We start from the raw sequence: 15,940 nt of genomic DNA, 5'->3' as shown, positions 1-15,940 counted from the left end.
ACCGCCGCCGGCCAACTCGTACACTGAAGCGATCCAGCCCATTTGTAGTGGAGACCTTTTGACCGCGTAGCCCAATCTATGCGCCTTCCAGGCTGGGTACCCCCTCCAGTTGAGAAAAATGGGTTAGTTGTGGCTTCCTGGGACACGAATCTGGTAGGTTTCAATCCCCCTCAAATCGGGTCGTCGGTTTTAACTCCTCAAGCTCCTCCAGAACCCGAAGGCGACCTCGGGTTTCAAGTACATGCGCGCGCTATCGCGTGCCGGTGCTCAACAGGAGCGCCGATCGGCGCGCGAGGCGAGGGCAGCGCTCGGCCGGGCGTCACACGATGAGGTAATCCCAGTCGCGGCTCACCCCGCCGGGGCCGTCCACGACGGTCCGCCGCGCGTCGCGCTCGCAGAGGCGATAGTAACGTACGCGGTCCCGGTCCCAGTCGATGATCGCCTGCAAGCGGGTCTCGAGATCGGTGATCTGGACCTCGCTCAGGTGGCACTCGAAGACGCTGTACTGGACGCGCCTGCCGAAGTTCTCCATCTCCGAGGCGATTCGCGCCCGGCGGCGGTCGTCGGCGATGTCGTAGCTGACCACGACGAACATCAGATCACCCGATAGCCGCCCTCGCCATCGGTCTCGATGGCGCCGAGTCCCTGCTCGGAGATGCGCAAAGCGCAAGGCCCGCAGAGTGGATAGAAGCGCAGGCGGTCGGCTCCGGGCTCGGCCAGCTCCAGGAGCCGCCGCCGCAACGCCTGCATCTCGGTCCGGTTACACCGGCATTCGAACACGCTCCATTGCACCCGCAGGCCATGGCCTTCGAGGACGCGCGCCACGTGCGCGCGGCGGCGGTCGTCGGCGATGTCGTACGCGATGACCCAGGTGTGGGAGGGGACGGAGACCGGGCGGGGTGCCATCGTTTATCGGAACCAGGGCACCCAGAGGGGGGTGCCCCTACGCGAGCTCACCGGACGGGGTGCCATCGTTTATCGCGTCAGGAACGGCGCATAGGGCTTGGCCTCATCGCGCAGATATGCGACGAGCCGTTCCGCCTGCAGCGCGATGGCGCGCCGATAGTCGCAGCGCTCGCCGGCATCGGGATGGGAGACCGGCCGGTTCATCGCCTGCTCGAAGCATGGGTCACGCGCTTGCGGGCGGCGTCGGTCAAGAGACAGGGCAGGCCGGGCTCGGCCGGGAGCACGAAGTCGGCCGGGCTCACCTGGCGGCGGTGGATGAGCGCGAGAACGGTGGCATCGACGATGGGGGCGCGGAACTCCTCCATGAGGTCCGAGCAGAGCGCCGGGTGCCCGGGGCGCAGGGCATGGTAGATCCCGACATGGGGGTGCAGCCCCCGGGAGCGCAGCATCGCGTAGACATTGTAGAAGAGGAGCGTATAGCCGAAGGACAGGAGGCTGTTCACCGGATCGGGGGGCGGCTGGCGGCGGCGCGCCGTGAAGCCCCATTCCGGCCCGAGGAGCTTGGGCCAGACCGAGAAATAGCGTGCGGCGGCCGCCCCCTCCAGCCCACGCAGCTCGTCCAGGGTGCCGACCTCGGCGATGCGACCGATGAGACCCTCGATCTCGGAAGCGGCGGCCTGCATGTCCGGATCCTCGGTACGGCGTCCCTGCCGCAACAGCAGGGTACGGGCATTGACCAGCTTGCCGCGCACGACCCCGCGCGAGAACCCGAGCGCAAAGTCCGGATGGCAACGCGCGCGAACTGCCGGGCATGAAGGGTCACCTGATCGCTCTTGGCGGACTCGACGACGCCGTAGTATTGCCCGCGGCTCGAAAGGAGAACGATCGGGATCTGCTCGATGAGACAGAACTGCATGGCGGGTGTGGTGATGCGCACGTTCCCGAAGATGAGGATCTGGTCGACCTTGATGGCCGGGACCTCGATGGGCGCCGTGTCCTTCTTGCGCACGATGAAGCGTTCGTATTCCTTCCCGAGCTCCGCGCCCTGCTCCATGATGTAGAGCGTACGCAGCAAGGGGTCGTGGCCGGAGGCGGATGGGGGCAGATCGGCTTCGGCCTCTACCTCGCGCAATGCCTCCCAGCGCTCGCGGGCTTGGTCTTCCGGCAGACTTTCGAGCGCGCCGCGCATCGCCTCGGCCAGCGCCGTGTGTTCGGTCGGCGCGGGCCCTATATTCATATTTATTGGCGGCGCCTCGCTCTCGGCGCTTGCGGACGCGGGGCCCCAGAGCGGGTCGGGCTCACGGTAGCGGGCGCGCATGACCAGGCTGCGCAGGAAGATCGTGCCGAGGTACTTGAAGCCGTGGTCGAAGTGCGTGATCCGGGTCTTGGTGGGATTGAGCGCAAGCTGCATTCTTACGCAGCTCCGCCTCGGCGAGGTCCAGCGCCTGCTCGGCCTCGGGGCGAGTCTTGCACAGGATCACGAAGTCATCGGTGAAACGCACCAGCTTATGTCCGGCACGCAGGTGCGCCTCGTCGAGGCGGTCGAGGTAGAGGTTCGCGAGCAGCGGCGAGAGCGGGGAGCCCTGCGCTACGCCCTTGGTCATGCGGTATCCTCCGGTCCCGTCCCCGTACCTCGGCCGCGAGCCAGCGGCGCACGAGCGCGAGGAGCGCTTCCTCGTCCACGTGCCGGGCGAGCCGTTCGAGGAGCTTGTCGCTCGGGATCTCGTCGAAATAGCGCTCGATATCGGCATCGACCATCCAACGGAAGCCGCGATCGCGCAACTGCATGATGCGGCGCACGGCCTGGTCCACCGAGCGCCCCTCGCGGTAGCCGTAGCTGACGTCCTCGAATTCCGGATCGAGCACGGGGGTCAAGACCAACGCCGCGGCGGTCTGGGCCACGCGGTCGCGCACGCAAGGGATGCGCAGGATGCGGATGCCGCCCTCGGCCTTGGCCAGGGCAGGCTCGCGAGCGTGACCTCGATGGGCGTACCGGTGTCCGAATGGCGCAGCAACAAGACCTGGCGTTCCTGGGCAAACGCGACTGCGTCAGTGATCCTCGGGACGATGTGGTGACGGCGAAAGACCTCGACCAATGCTTCGATCGACGTGGCGTCACCCCATACGGTCGCGTCCACATCTACAGTCTGGCGGGGGACGCCGCGCGCGATGACCGCGATGCCGCCTATGATCATGGCGGGCGCCCCACTCTCGGTGAGTGCCTCGGCGAGGGCCGCGAGCATCGCGCTCTCGCCCGAAGTCGTCACGGCCCCATTCGGGCACGCAGTCGCCGCCAACGCTCGTAGACGATCCCGTCTTCTCGGCGCGTGACCGCATCTCGGGATGCGGCCACCCGTGCAGTCTGGCCCCGAGCGCGATGAGCCCGAGCGAGCGGCGAATGGCATCGGAGGGGGATTCCGGCACGGACGTCCGTTCGCGGAGCTCACGCGCCTCGGCGGCGCGCCGCGCCAGGATCCAAGCCCGCAACTCTTCTCTATTCACCTTCTCAGTATAGCGCCGGTACAACGGGCAGAGCGCGGCGCGCTCCTCCCCAATCGTCGCTACCAGTCAATGCCGGGTTAGGCAGACTAGCGGGGCGCTAAACCACCGATCCGGCCGGCCTAGCGAGTCGCCGGTTTTAACCAGTGGTCAAGTTCGATTGCACAGCTCAGGGCACCGACAGTTTCAATCCCCTCAAATCGGTCGTCGGTTTTAACTTGGGACCAAGTAGAGGGTAATTGGAAGCAGTTCAAAGGAGGCCGATCGGCGCGGGAGGCGCGCCCAGCCCCAGGATCTCGGCAATCCCTTGAAACTCATCGCAAGGAATGATGACGTCTTGCGGGTTACCATGCTCGTCCCCCACTATCTTCCTATGAATGCTCATCATCCGTGTACCTCTTGATGGTCCCGGACTCGGCGGAGCGCGGCCTATTCCCTGCCCCGGTAGCTCGATTGTATACCGCCCGAGCCCGAAGCTGGTCTTTCCACCGATGTGCATCCATTCCCCGAGCGCAAGCCAGGGTAGGAACGGGGTGAGATCGCCCCGGTAGGTGATCTCTCCCAGGAGCCCGCCGAACTTCATCCAGGTGTGCTGGCGGCCGGAATAGCGCGACCAGTCGTCCCAGTAGAGATCGTGGCCCGTGATCTCGATCGCGCGCGCCCGGTCGACGAGCCCTCGCTTCGTCTCGCTGTCGAGGGTCGCGTCCCGATGGTAGAAGGAGGCCCAGGCACTCCGCACGCTCCAAGAGCCGCTGCATGAGGACAGGGAAGGGTGGCAGGAGCGCGAAGGGGCGCGGTAGGTCTCGCTGCGATGCGAGGCCGGGGCTGTTTCGGTGCTGGTGGGTTCGTAAAGGAAACGATAGGAGAGGGGCGCTTGTCGCTGCGAAAGGTGCCCGAGGGCCCCGTGGAAGGTCGAGCCCTTTTCCGCCGGCAGTTCCACGTGCGAGACAGTGCAGAGCCGGAACCTGAAGCGGGCCGAGCGGAAAGCGAAGAGAAACGGGTGTCGGTTTCCGATCGATGCGATAGGGGGCTCTGGTAACGGCATCGTCGTGGTTCTCGTGCCGCGGGCGGGGTCGCCGTGCTAACGGGCGGGGATACCCGTCAGGCGATCGATGAGGGCCGTGACGTCGCGGCCCTTGCCGTCGCGGTTGTCGAGTCGCACCGCGAGGTAGCCGAGGCGAGGGGCGCACCAGATCGTGGTCCTGCGTTTGCTGTTTTCCTTGCGTCGTTCTATTTTGACGGAATCGAATGCACCGAGCGGTGTCTTGACACGCTCCGTTCCGAGATCCAGGAATCGGTAGGTCTTGATCTCGTGGCCGTCCACGATCCGGTAGCTCAGATCGCGCTTGCCGGCACGGAGATCGTACATGATGGTTAGCTGGTAGAGGAGCTTGTCGAAGACCGAAGCGGACAGCGGCAGCTCCCAGCGGCGTTCGTTTTTTTTATTCTTGATCTTGGAGCCGCGCCAATCGAAGCGCACGTTCACCGTGCTCGGGCCCTTGTGCCCGGTGTAGCGGGACGAATACCGGATCGGCCGAAAACCCGTGGCGTTGGCCTCGAAGAGGCTCTCCTCGATCAGGTGGTCGTCGAAAAGGAGCTTGGCGAGCCCCTTGGCCCGGCTTTCGGAACGGTAGCGGTAACGACCGCCCGGGCCGGGCGCGAGACTTCTGTCGATGGTACCGATCGCGAGCCCCGCCATCTCGAGCCGGTAGGTGGCGCTGAAGGGCTCAAGCGGGCCTGCGTACACGCCCACGGCCGCGCACAGGATCGCCGCGGCCGCGGCCAGCATGCCGTAGCGCGGGGGTCGGCCTAGAGCCCATGTGGGTTTACTCGTCTGCACGACGGGCTATTATAGGGGTCCGATCGTGCCGTCGCCCCAGCGATGACCCTCAGCGCCCGCGCCTTTCAATCCGCATCGATACTCGTCGTCGGCGACGTGATCCTCGACCGCTACTGGTCGGGCGCGACCGGCCGCATTTCCCCCGAGGCGCCGGTCCCGGTCGTACACGTGACGGCCAACGAGGAACGGCCGGGCGGGGCCGCCAACGTCGCGGCCAACGTCGCGGCGCTCGGTGCCGGCGTTATGCTCATCGGCGTGACCGGCACCGACGAGGCCGCCGCGGTGCTCGCGGACCGGCTCGAGGCCCTCCGGGTGCGTTGCCGGTTCACCCGCGTTGCCGGGTCGCCCACCACCGTCAAGCTGCGCGTTCTTTCGCAGCACCAGCAGCTCATCCGCCTCGATTTCGAACGCCCCCACACTACACACAATGAAGTTGGGGGCGGGATGGAACAGTTGCTCGAAGACTTCCGATCGGCGCTGTCGGGGGCACAGGTCGTGGTCCTTTCGGACTATGCCAAGGGTAGTCTGACGAATGTGGAGCGCATCATCGATCTCGCGCAGAGCCAGAATAAGCCCATCGTCGTGGACCCCAAGGGTCGCGATTTTTCGCGCTATCGGGGTGCCACCGTGCTGACGCCAAACACCAAGGAGTTCGAGGCCGTCGTGGGCGAATGCGCCGGTCGGGGCGAGTTTGTCGACAAAGGCCGACGCCTGTGTGAGACGCTCGGGCTCGCGGCGCTCCTGGTCACGCGCGGCGGGCGCGGCATGCTGCTGATCCCGCGCGAGGGTGAGGAGACCGAATTCCCGGCCAAGGCGCGCGAGGTGTACGACGTCACCGGCGCGGGCGACACCGTGGTCGCGGTGCTGGCAACGGCGCTCGCGGCCGGACAGGACTTGAAGCACGCCGCGGCGTTGGCCAATACCGCCGCGGGCATCGTGGTCGGAAAGCTCGGGGCCGCGAGCGTGAGCGTAGCGGAGTTGGCCGCCGCCCTCCACGACGAGGCCGGTGCGGCCGCCGGCATCGTGAGCGAAGAGACCTTGATCGGGCTCGTGGAGCGTGCCCGGTTGCGCGGCGAGACCGTGGTCATGACCAACGGCTGTTTTGATATCTTGCACGCCGGCCATGTGCGTTATCTCGCCGAAGCGCGGGCCTTGGGCGATCGGCTCGTCGTGGCGGTGAACGACGATGCCTCCGTCGGCCTTCTCAAGGGACCGGGCCGGCCGGTCAACCCGCTGGCTGAGCGTCTGGCGGTGCTCGCGGGCCTGCGTTCGGTGGACTGGGTGGTGCCATTCGCGGAGGACACGCCGGAGCGCCTCATCTGCCGGGTGCGCCCCGAGGTCCTGGTGAAAGGCGGCGATTACCGGCCCGAGCAGATCGCGGGTCACGGCTGTGTGACGGACGAGGGCGGGCGGGTCATCTCCCTGCCCCTCGTGGCGGGCTGCTCCAGCACCCGCGTGCTCACGGCGCTCGAGGGATTGACCGAAGGAGGGTCTCGATCGTGATCGTCGTGACAGGCGGCGCGGGATTCATCGGCAGCAACCTCGTCGGAGGTTTGAATGCCAGTGGTCATCGCGACATCGTGGTGGTGGACAACCTCAAGGACGGGCGCAAGTTCCGGAACCTCGTCGGCCTGTCCGTCATGGATTATTACGACAAGGACGATTTTGTCGCGCTCATCCAGCGCGGCTTCGAGCTCCGCGCGCCCATCGAGGCGGTTTTCCACCACGGCGCCTGCTCGGTCACGACCGAATGGGATGGCCATTATCTCATGCGCAACAACTACGCCTATTCCCGCGATCTGCTGGACTATTGCCTCACGCGGCGCATCCCCTTCCTCTATGCCTCCAGTGCCGCAGTGTACGGCACCGGCCAGATATTCTCTCGCGGGCACGAGGCACCGGTGAACGCCTACGGTTACTCCAAGCACCTCTTCGATGAGCACGTCTTTCGGCGCCTGCCGGAGGCCGAGAGCCAGATCGTGGGCTTGCGCTATTTCAATGTCTACGGTCCGCGCGAGGCCCACAAGGCGGGGATGGCGAGCGTGGTCTACCACTTCGACCGGCAGATCCGAGCCGGCGGCGGGCTGCGTCTCTTCGCCGGAAGCCACGGCTATGCGGACGGGGAACAGCGCCGCGATTTCGTCCATGTCGAGGATGTGGTGGCCGTGAACCTGTGGTTCCTCGCGCACCCCGGGTGTTCCGGGGTGTTCAACGTCGGGACCGGCACGAGCCGGAGCTTCAACGACACGGCGCGCGCCGTCCTCGCCTGGCACGGGCGCGGTGACATCGAGTACATCCCTTTCCCCGAGGACCTGCGCGCGGCCTATCAGGCCTACACGGAGGCCGATCTCGGGACGCTGCGCGCGGCCGGTTACGGGGCGGATTTCTTGGGCATCGAGGACGGCGTCGAGCGCTACCTCGAGTGGCTCGAGAGGTGAGAAGGCTCTACACGCTCTGCTTTTATCTCGCGACCCCGTTCCTGTTCTTGAGGCTCGCCTGGCTGGGCGCGCGCCACCCCGGCTACCGGCGGGCCTGGCCGGAGCGCCTGGGATATATCCAGCTCGCGGATCGCGGACGGCCCCGCCTCTGGATCCACGCCGTGTCGGTCGGTGAGGCGCAGGCCGCGGCCGTGCTGGTGCGGGCCATCGGCGCACGTTTCCCGCACCTCCAAGTGGTGATGACCACGACCACACCGACCGGTGCCGAGTGTGTGGCCAGGGAGCTGGGCGGGGAGGTCCCGCGCTTCTTCCTACCGTTCGATCTACCCGTGGCCATGCGGCGTTTTTTGGGGCGCGTGCTACCCGTGGCGGTGGTCATCATGGAGACCGAGCTGTGGCCCAATCTGCTCGCCGAGTGCCGGCGCCAAGGGGTCCCGGTCCTGCTCGCGAACGCCCGGCTCTCGCCGCGCTCGTTTCGCGGCTACCAGCGCGTTCCAGGCGTCACGCGCACTTTGATCCGCAACGTCCAACGGATCGCCGCGCAGTCGTCGGAAGACGCAGAGCGGTTCGTGGCGCTCGGCGCCGATCCCGCGGCGGTCAGCGACGCCGGCAACGTCAAGTTCGACGCCGAGGTCCCGGCCGGGCTGCTCGCAGAGGGCACGAGCTTGCGCCGTGAGATCGGCCGCGACCGGCCTGTATGGATCGCCGGGAGCACCCACGAAGGCGAAGAGGCGCTGGTCTTGCGCGCACACGCGGTGGTCCAAGGCCGCCACAGTCAAGCGCTGCTGGTCCTTGCCCCACGCCATCCCGACCGCTTCGGGCATGTTTACGATCTGTGCAAGCAATACGGTTTCGAGACCACGCGCCGTTCCAGGGGCGACGCCTTCGCCGCGGAGACCGACGTCTTGCTGCTCGACACCATGGGCGATCTGGCCGTCTTCTATGGGGCCTCGGACGTCGCGTTCGTCGGCGGCAGCCTGGTCGGGATCGGCGGCCACAACCCGCTCGAGGCCGCGCGCCTCGCCGTACCAGTCGTGACGGGGCCGTGCGTGACGAACTTCGAGGCCGTCTATGCTGCGTTAATCGGCGTGGGCGCGGCCTGGATCACAGAAGACCCGAACGTCTTGGCCGCCCGCGTCTCGGAGCTACTGTCCGCTCCGGAGGTACGCCGCGAGGCCGGTGAGCGCGGCCGGCAAGTGGTCCTGGCCCACCGCGGCGCCGTGGGGCGCATCGTGGCGATCCTGGCGTCGTGGGTTGACGATCGGTTTTCTGCCTCGCCTCCGGGAGGCGAACGTTGCCGTAGTCCCAATGTGGGACTAAGATAGGCGAGTGCGAATCATCGCCCTCTCGAGACTCAAGGCATTCTGGGAAGACAACCCGGCCTACGCGGATGCCGAGCAGCCTGGGCTGACGTGGTATCGGTACGCGCTCAAGGCCGACTGGGCATCTCCGGCGGACGTGAAAGCCGAGTTCCGGAACGCAAGCATCCTGAGGGACGGACGCGTGGCGTTCAACATCGCTGGCAACAAGTACCGGGTGGTGGTATGGATCAACTACGCGTACCGGGTGGTCTACGTGCGGTTCATCGGAACCCACGCTCAGTACGACGAGATCGACGCGCAGACGATTTGAAGGAGGTGACGATGGACATCAAACCGATCAAAACCGATGCCGACTACCGGGCAGCCCTGAAGGAGATCGAGTCGCTCATGATGGCCGAGACCGACACCCCGGAAGGCGAACGTCTCGACGTCCTGGTGACTCTGGTGGAGGCCTACGAGAAGAGGCATTTCCCACTGGATCTTCCGGATCCGGTCGAGGCGATTAAGTTCCGCATGGACCAGATGGGTCTCTCCCCCAAGGATCTGGAACCCATGATCGGACGCCTGAACCGGGTGTACGAGGTTCTGAACCACAAGCGGCCGCTGACGCTGAAGATGATCTGGAAGCTGCATAGGGGGCTTGGCATCCCGGCCGAGAGCTTGATCAAACAGCCAGAGGAGTTCCGCGTCGCATGAGCTCGCAAAGACCATCAAAGCCCAGCCGGGATCATCGAAGCAAAGCCGTAGTAGTCATCATGTTGGTTAGCGGTTGAAGACTTCGTCACAACCCTTGACGGCACCGTCTTCGAGTATACATTTCAGGCGTCGCAACGACTCGGCGGACTCGGCCTGCAGGCGATTATGCGATGACAGGAGATCGCCCGGTTTTACGAACAGCGCGGGTATGTGATAGACGAGCTCGCGTTTGAATCGAGTTCCTTGCGATCCGGAGTCAAGGTATACACGGTCGCGCGCCCGAAAGTGTAGTCCGGCAGCGCGTCTGCCGAGCGGTAAACCTGCGCCTTTGCCAAGCGTTCACCCTTTCCGGGACCGCCTTGATCCTCGGCGGCCGAACGGCAGACGAAGCCGTTGTAGTAGGCCGAGTATCACGGTGATGAGGACCACCGCGGCCGCTACGGGCGCGAGTTGTCGTTCGGGCGGTTCCAGGACCTGAATAGGCGCCTTCAACACTTGGGGTTTTGCATCACCCAGGGTCACCAACGCGGCATAGTGTTTGCCCGTCTCAAAGGTGCCGTGCAGATCGATCGTGCCGGTCGGATACGACCTGGGCTCCCGGTACGCTACCGTGCGCACGATCGATTCCGAGTCGCCCTCATCCGTCGTCTCCACGACCCTGACCCCCGTGGGCTTGGTCCGCATCGCGGCATCGAGTAAATCGAAAACCAGGATGGCCTCGCCGGGCGCAGGCAATTCCCAACAATATTCGGTGCCGCTGCCGGATTGGTAGGCGGTAAAATGCATTGTGAACTTGCCGATGCGCACCACGCATTCGTCGAATTCGATCGCCACGCCGCCGTGTGCGTACACCGAGGACGGATCCAGACTCGCCAGCAGCGCGATAAGTAAGCGTAGCGTTGTGATGCTCATGATGCCTCCACTATTGTTCCAGAGTTTCGTGATAAGTCACGCGATGAATGCTCCCACCGAAATCAGCGGAGAGCCGGTTAGCCCACCAAGGATCAAGAGACCCTCACGCCCCTTGGCGACGTCCATTCCCATCTATCGTTTAAATTCACGACCGGTCGTTCTATAACCAGGCAATAAAATTCCCTCACACGCCGCACGCAGGATCTCACCGCCAGCGTACTGCAACGACCGCTCGAGATCCCCCCTCGCCTCCCCGCTTTTTCAGAGAAGGGAGGCGAGCAGCGCGGGGGGACCTTGCGCCACGTCGGGGTCAGGCGCCCATGCCGGGGTACCGGGAAACACCTTTACCGACCGGATCACAAAGGTAGGATGATCTACGGTCGTTGTTCCCGGTATCTCGCCCTTGCCGATGGGCCTTCGAATGCCCTGAAGACCCCCTCGTCCTGTAGCACTACGCCTCTGGTTCACCCGATACCGCGGCCATGTTCGCCTACGATCTGCCAAGCTTCGCACTTTGGGCTACTATCAGGGTAGCCATTGTAGACCGAAGCAGGGTAGCCATTGTAGACCGAAGAGTCAACAACCACGGGGAAGGATAGGACAAGTCTGATAGATCAATGCGATATCGCCAGGCAGCGCTGTAGTCTAGTCCGCTGACGGGCTATGGCGGCCGCCAGCGCCCCGCCCTGTCCCCCCTAAATCACCGGGTCATCATGACTCATAACCGTCCCCGTGAAGGACGGGGCACTGTTAAACTTGTTGAAGTCGTCACGCACAAGGTCGGCGGCGTAAGGAATGACCCTCACCGTCCGTTCCCCGGAACAGAAAAAACTCGAGATCATCGAGGCCGTCGCGGCGCTCGCGCGTGAGCGAATCCCGGCGCGCGCGGCGGGAGGGGTCGAGGCCTTCGTCCGCCGGTACTATGCCGGCGTCTCGGCCGAGGACCTGTGTGAGCGCGAGGTCCCGGATCTCTACGGCGCCGCACTCGCGCACTTCGGTTTGTTGCGGGAGCGGCGGCCCGGCGAGCTCAAGCTGCGGGTCTACAACCCGGGCTTCGAGGAGCACGGCTGGCAGTCCACCCACACGGTCGTCGAGATGGTCACCGACGATATGCCCTTCCTGGTGGACTCTCTGGTCATGGAGCTGAACCGCCATGGCGCGACCATCCACCTCATGGTCCACCCGATCTTGCACGTCGTGCGCGAAGCCAAGGGGCTCCTCATCGAGATCGCCGACCCCACGACCAAAGGCGCACGCGCGGAATCGATCATTCATGTGGAGATAGACCGGGAAACGGACCCAGGCGAGATCTCGGTCCTGCGGGATGACCTGGGTCGCGTGCTCGCGGATGTACGCACGGCCGTCGAGGATCGGCCCGCGATGCGCGCGGCGCTCGCCCGGGCTACCCAGTCGTTCGGCACCATTCCCTCGAAGGCCCTATCCGGCGACCCGATCGAAGAGTTGCGGGCCTTTCTCGAGTGGCTCGCAGAGGGCAATTTCACCCTGCTCGGCTGCCGCGATCATGTACGGGACGTACCCGGCGCCGATCTCCGTCCCGTCGCGGGATCGGGGCTCGGGATCTGGCGCGACCCGCCCGCGGGGTCTCAAGACCGGCCGGGGCACGGACCGGCCGAGTCGCTGGGAGCCTCGTGCGACGCAGGTCCGGTACTCACCACGTCCGCGGCGATCACGCCCGTGGTCATCACCAAGGCGAGCACGCGCTCGACGGTCCATCGCCCGAGCTACCTCGACTACATCGGGGTGCGGCGCTTCGGGGACGACGAGCGGATCACAGGCGAGCTGGGCTTCCTGGGCCTGCACGTCTCCGCGGTCTACCAGGGCGATCCCAAGGCCATCCCGCTCTTGCGCCACAAGATCGAGGCTGTCATGGGGCGTGCCGCGTTCGCCTCGGAGGGCCACTCCGCCCGGGCGTTACAGTATATCCTCGAGTCCTATCCGCGCGACGAGCTCTTCCAGATCTCGCTGGACGAGCTATGCGAAACCGCCTTGGGGATCCTGCATCTGCAAGAACGGCCGCGCGTGCGGCTGTTCGTGCGCCGCGACCCCTACGGCCGGTTTCTGTCGTGCCTGGTATTCGTGCCGCGTGACCGTTACAACACCGATCTCCGCGAGCGCATGCAGACGATCCTGCGCGAGGCCGTCAACGCCTTTGAAGTTGACTTCAACGTGTCGCTCGCCGAGTCGCCGCTGGCGCGCATCCATTTCATGGCCCGCACCCGTCCCGAGGACGTCCCGGCCTTCGAGATCGGCGACATCGAAGCGCGCCTCGCGGAGGCCACGCGCTCGTGGGCCGATCGGCTGCACGAGGCCCTCATCGAGGCCCACGGGGAGGAGGCGGGCAACGACTTTTCGCGGCGTTATCGAGCGGCCTTTCCCGCGGCCTATCGCGAGGACTACACGGCGCGCCATGCGGTGCACGACATCGCTCGGATCGAGGCGGCAGCGGCCGGCGGCCACATCGAGCTGCACCTGGCCAACGTCGGGGGTCTCGCTGTCCCACCCGGTTGTCGGCTACGTCCAGGAGCCCGCGGATGAAGGTCCGGTAAACAATGCACGCCCATCTGGTGCAAGGCCTCGTGCCCCCCTGCGGCGGACGGCCGCTTGACGATGAAGCCGCCCTTGGCCCCGACCGGCACGATCACCACGTTCTTGACCCGCTGGGCCTTCATGAGGCCGAGCACCTCGGTACGGAAGTCCTCGCGCCGGTCCGACCAGCGGATCCCCCCGCGCGCCACCTGGCCGCCGCGCAGGTGTACCGCCTCGACATCGGCGGAGCACACGAACGCGCGCACGTCTCCCTCGAAGACGCCCGGTTCGACCGGCGCGCCCTCGACCGCGCCCCTCTTCCGGTGCTCGCGGCAGGGACGCGCCGGCCTCGGCCACGAACCCGGCCGCGGCGGCCAGCAGTACCGCGCTGAGCACCGTCACACACGCCCGGCCGCGACGCCGGACCCCCACCCTACCCTCCCCCGTCCGCAAAGAACGCGGATAGGGGACGTGCTCGGCACGGAGGGCGCCGATGTCCTCATCGGCACCGCCGGCGACGATGTCATCGCCGGCCTGGGTGGCAACGACACCATCGACGGCGCCGGCGGCCGTGACACGATCTGCGCGGGCAGCGGCAACGACAGGGTCCGGGGTGGCGCCGGACGCGACAGGCTCTTCGGCGAGAGCGGCAGGGACAGGCTCGGGGGTGGCGCCGGACGCGATACGCTGCACGGCGGTACGGGCCGCGACGCACTCGACGGCGGCAGTGGCGGTGACCGTTGCAGGGGCGGGCGCGGGTCGGATACCGCGAAGCGTTGTGAGCGTGTCAGCCGCATCCCCTAGCCGTTTTTTCATACACCCCTGCCGTGGCCTCCGAATATCCCGGGAGTTAAGGTTTTCGGTCCCAGCGGCATCGGCGTCGTGTACGACAGCTCGACGTGGCCTTGCGGGGCTGAAAAAGCTCGCGTAGGGCTCTCGGGGGCTCTCTTGGCGTGCCGTTCCGCTGCGGGGGTAGTGGGCCTGTCTATGCATTGCGGGCCACCGGTATTGCGAATAGGTCGTTCCCCATGGAGATCGCCATTGTCGGCACTGGATTCAGCGGCACAGTGGTCGCGGCGCACCTATTGAGCAAAGCCGCGGGCCCTCTCACGGTGCGCCTCATCGAACGCGCCCCCAGCCAAATTCGGTGGGGGGATCGCCTACAGCACGGTCCGGGATTGTCATTTCCTGAACGTGCCCGCCGCCAAGATGAGCGCGTTCCCCGACGACGCGGAGCACTTTCTCCGCTGGGCCACGGGGCGCGAGCATCAATTGATCAATCCCCCTTGGGTCACGGCGATCACCCCGGCGTCATTCCTGCCAGGGCGCGCCTACGGGAATTACCTGTGCGGGGTGCTCGATGAAGCCGAGCGCGGGGCATCCGCCGGCGTGCTGGAACGCAAGACCGGCGAGGCGGTAGGTCTCAAGCGCGGACCGCGTGGAATCAGTCTCCATCTGGCCAGCGGTGAGCGCCTCGAGGTCGAGCGTGTGGTCCTGGCCCTGGGTAATTTTCATCCCGGCGATCCGAGCGTGGCCGATCGGTCGTTCTATGAAAGAGACCGTTATCACGGCGATCCCTGGGGCCCGGAGGTGCTGGCGGCCCTGATGGAGACGCGGTCCTGCCTCGCCATCGGCAGCGGGCTCACCATGGCCGACTGGGCCATTACGCTGAGCGAGGCCGGTTACCGCGGGACCCTGCACGTGCTCTCCCGGCGCGGGGTGTGGCCCCATGCGCATCGCCCGGCTGCGCCGGTCGATTTCAGCATCGCCGCGGACGCTTGGCCGCGGGCGGTCGGTGCCTGGCTGCGCCACATCCGTCACTACATCGGATCCCAGGGCTGTGACTGGCGCGCCGCCATCGACGCCCTGCGGCCGGCAACGCCGACCTTGTGGGCGAGCCTGCCACTCGCCGAGCAACGGCGTTTCCTGCGCCACCTGCGCCCCTTCTGGGATTGTCACCGGCATAGGCTCGCGCCATTCGTGGGCGACCACCTGCAGGCACTGAGCGAGTCCGGGCAATTGGTCCGCCATGTCGGCCGCGTCATGGGTTATCGGGAGGATGGGAACGGCGTCGACGTCGTGATCAGGCGGCGCGGCCTCGATGAGGTCAGTTTGCTCCGCGTCAATGCCGTGGTGAACTGCTCCGGCTCCGAAAGCGATTACCGCAAGCTGGAAAGCCGGCTGATCAACGATCTGCTCGACCGCGGCCTGGTCCATCCGGACCCCCTGGGCCTCGGCCTCGCCACCGGTTCGAACGGGGCTTTGTTAGACGCCGCCGGCTGTGCGTCCCGCCACTTGTATACGCTCGGCCCGCCGGAAAAAGGCATGCTCTGGGAAACCACCGCCGTGCCGGAGATCCGCGGACAGGCGGCGCGTCTTGCGAACACGTTGCTGAGCGATCTCGAACGGCCACGGCGCCCTGCGCGCGCCGAGTTGGCACGGGCCGGCGGCGCCGGTTGAACACCGGGCCAAACACGGGGCGAGACACATTGCAAATCTCGGGTACCTCTCCAAGGTCCGTCTGCCTCCGGGACAGGCATGGTCCTTTCCCCCTCACCTCCGAGATAGCTATAGTCACCCGCAACGAGCCTCGGATCCCTTCCCGGGCATCGGCCTGTGCTCCAGAGCCGCCTGGTACTGGTATATGATGGTCTGCCCTAGCAGCCTGTCGGACTTAGCGTGGAACTTTTCAAGCGCGAGGGGATCGGATCGGTCAGGGTTCCGATGAGCGAGCGCGCATGAGCCATTTCCGTCCCTGTGATCGTGACACCCCTTACCTG

Annotated in this window: 15 protein-coding genes and 3 pseudogenes; 9 read left to right on the top strand and 9 right to left on the bottom strand. The window is 66.0% G+C overall.

Annotation, left to right across the window (positions count from 1 at the left end; genetic code table 11):
• Positions 1-319 precede the first annotated feature (319 nt).
• The 7 genes and pseudogenes from cas2 (M3461_14780) to M3461_14750 form a co-directional block, all read right to left on the bottom strand.
• Positions 320-595, bottom strand: a complete 276-nt coding sequence (cas2, locus tag M3461_14780) for a CRISPR-associated endonuclease Cas2 (GenBank protein MDQ3775515.1) — start codon at positions 593-595, stop codon at positions 320-322.
• A complete protein-coding gene (gene cas2, locus M3461_14775; protein MDQ3775514.1) occupies positions 595-906 on the bottom strand; it encodes a CRISPR-associated endonuclease Cas2 in 312 nt (103 codons plus the stop codon). Before cas2 (M3461_14775) ends, cas2 (M3461_14780) begins: the two co-directional genes overlap by 1 nt.
• Positions 907-1,106: 200 nt before the next feature.
• A pseudogene (gene cas1, locus M3461_14770) lies at positions 1,107-1,960 on the bottom strand (CRISPR-associated endonuclease Cas1).
• 452 nt (positions 1,961-2,412) lie between these two features.
• Positions 2,413-2,820 (bottom strand): reverse transcriptase/maturase family protein, encoded by a 408-nt coding sequence (locus tag M3461_14765; protein MDQ3775513.1) that lies wholly within the window; start codon positions 2,818-2,820, stop codon positions 2,413-2,415.
• Complete coding sequence (locus tag M3461_14760; GenBank protein MDQ3775512.1) at positions 2,778-3,173, bottom strand: hypothetical protein; 396 nt, start codon at positions 3,171-3,173, stop codon at positions 2,778-2,780. Before M3461_14760 ends, M3461_14765 begins: the two co-directional genes overlap by 43 nt.
• A 482-nt stretch (positions 3,174-3,655) precedes the next feature.
• Positions 3,656-4,450: a CRISPR system precrRNA processing endoribonuclease RAMP protein Cas6 gene (cas6, locus tag M3461_14755; GenBank protein MDQ3775511.1), complete on the bottom strand. Its 795-nt coding sequence runs from the start codon at positions 4,448-4,450 to the stop codon at positions 3,656-3,658.
• 36 nt (positions 4,451-4,486) lie between these two features.
• Complete coding sequence (locus M3461_14750; GenBank protein MDQ3775510.1) at positions 4,487-5,245, bottom strand: DUF3108 domain-containing protein; 759 nt, start codon at positions 5,243-5,245, stop codon at positions 4,487-4,489.
• Positions 5,246-5,287: 42 nt separating this feature from the next.
• On the opposite strand from M3461_14750, the gene hldE reads away from it, so the two are divergent.
• From hldE to M3461_14725, 5 genes are read left to right on the top strand one after another with little or no spacing between them, the layout of a single operon-like run.
• On the top strand, positions 5,288-6,748 hold the full coding sequence (hldE, locus tag M3461_14745) for a bifunctional D-glycero-beta-D-manno-heptose-7-phosphate kinase/D-glycero-beta-D-manno-heptose 1-phosphate adenylyltransferase HldE (GenBank protein ID MDQ3775509.1): 1,461 nt from the start codon (positions 5,288-5,290) through the stop codon (positions 6,746-6,748).
• A complete protein-coding gene (gene rfaD, locus M3461_14740) occupies positions 6,745-7,683 on the top strand; it encodes an ADP-glyceromanno-heptose 6-epimerase (GenBank protein ID MDQ3775508.1) in 939 nt (312 codons plus the stop codon). The genes hldE and rfaD overlap by 4 nt, the downstream gene beginning before the upstream one ends.
• Positions 7,680-9,008 carry a lipid IV(A) 3-deoxy-D-manno-octulosonic acid transferase gene (gene waaA, locus M3461_14735; protein MDQ3775507.1) on the top strand — a complete coding sequence of 443 codons (1,329 nt, stop codon included), beginning with the start codon at positions 7,680-7,682 and terminating at the stop codon, positions 9,006-9,008. The genes rfaD and waaA overlap by 4 nt, the downstream gene beginning before the upstream one ends.
• Positions 9,009-9,012: 4 nt before the next feature.
• Positions 9,013-9,315, top strand: a complete 303-nt coding sequence (locus M3461_14730) for a type II toxin-antitoxin system HigB family toxin (GenBank protein MDQ3775506.1) — start codon at positions 9,013-9,015, stop codon at positions 9,313-9,315.
• Between the two features lie 11 nt (positions 9,316-9,326).
• On the top strand, positions 9,327-9,701 hold the full coding sequence (locus M3461_14725; GenBank protein MDQ3775505.1) for a transcriptional regulator: 375 nt from the start codon (positions 9,327-9,329) through the stop codon (positions 9,699-9,701).
• Between the two features lie 339 nt (positions 9,702-10,040).
• On the opposite strand, the gene M3461_14720 is transcribed toward M3461_14725, so the two are convergent.
• Positions 10,041-10,613, bottom strand: coding sequence for a hypothetical protein (locus M3461_14720; GenBank protein MDQ3775504.1), 573 nt, complete (start codon positions 10,611-10,613; stop codon positions 10,041-10,043).
• Between the two features lie 1,095 nt (positions 10,614-11,708).
• Between M3461_14720 and M3461_14715 the strand changes: the two genes are divergently transcribed.
• Complete coding sequence (locus tag M3461_14715) at positions 11,709-13,169, top strand: NAD-glutamate dehydrogenase (protein MDQ3775503.1); 1,461 nt, start codon at positions 11,709-11,711, stop codon at positions 13,167-13,169.
• On the opposite strand, the pseudogene M3461_14710 reads toward M3461_14715, so the two are convergent.
• Positions 13,135-13,399: pseudogene (locus M3461_14710) on the bottom strand (NAD-glutamate dehydrogenase). The gene M3461_14715 and the pseudogene M3461_14710 overlap by 35 nt on opposite strands.
• On the opposite strand from M3461_14710, the gene M3461_14705 reads away from it, so the two are divergent.
• The 3 genes and pseudogenes from M3461_14705 to M3461_14695 all read left to right on the top strand — a co-directional run bounded on the left by M3461_14705 (position 13,302) and on the right by M3461_14695 (position 15,620).
• The gene (locus tag M3461_14705; protein MDQ3775502.1) at positions 13,302-13,964 is read left to right on the top strand and encodes a hypothetical protein; all 663 of its coding nucleotides are present in this window, start codon (positions 13,302-13,304) and stop codon (positions 13,962-13,964) included. The pseudogene M3461_14710 and the gene M3461_14705 overlap by 98 nt on opposite strands.
• A 224-nt stretch (positions 13,965-14,188) precedes the next feature.
• Positions 14,189-14,251: pseudogene (locus M3461_14700) on the top strand (hypothetical protein).
• A 103-nt stretch (positions 14,252-14,354) separates the two neighbouring features.
• Positions 14,355-15,620: an FAD/NAD(P)-binding protein gene (locus M3461_14695; GenBank protein MDQ3775501.1), complete on the top strand. Its 1,266-nt coding sequence runs from the start codon at positions 14,355-14,357 to the stop codon at positions 15,618-15,620.
• Positions 15,621-15,940: the final 320 nt, after the last annotated feature.

The organism is Pseudomonadota bacterium, from assembly GCA_030860485.1.
GTDB lineage: Bacteria > Pseudomonadota > Gammaproteobacteria > JACCXJ01 > JACCXJ01 > JACCXJ01.
Note: the sequence above shows the minus strand (reverse complement) of the source record. Positions and strands in the feature narration are given on the sequence as shown.

Coding starts and splice junctions, on each gene's coding strand:
- cas2 (MDQ3775515.1), bottom strand. CDS start 595: ATGTTCGTCGTGGTCAGCTACGACATCGCCGACGACCGCCGCCGGGCG.
- cas2 (MDQ3775514.1), bottom strand. CDS start 906: ATGGCACCCCGCCCGGTCTCCGTCCCCTCCCACACCTGGGTCATCGCG.
- cas6 (MDQ3775511.1), bottom strand. CDS start 4,450: ATGCCGTTACCAGAGCCCCCTATCGCATCGATCGGAAACCGACACCCG.
- hldE (MDQ3775509.1), top strand. CDS start 5,288: ATGACCCTCAGCGCCCGCGCCTTTCAATCCGCATCGATACTCGTCGTC.
- M3461_14725 (MDQ3775505.1), top strand. CDS start 9,327: ATGGACATCAAACCGATCAAAACCGATGCCGACTACCGGGCAGCCCTG.
- M3461_14720 (MDQ3775504.1), bottom strand. CDS start 10,613: ATGAGCATCACAACGCTACGCTTACTTATCGCGCTGCTGGCGAGTCTG.
- M3461_14715 (MDQ3775503.1), top strand. CDS start 11,709: ATGGTCACCGACGATATGCCCTTCCTGGTGGACTCTCTGGTCATGGAG.
- M3461_14705 (MDQ3775502.1), top strand. CDS start 13,302: ATGAGGCCGAGCACCTCGGTACGGAAGTCCTCGCGCCGGTCCGACCAG.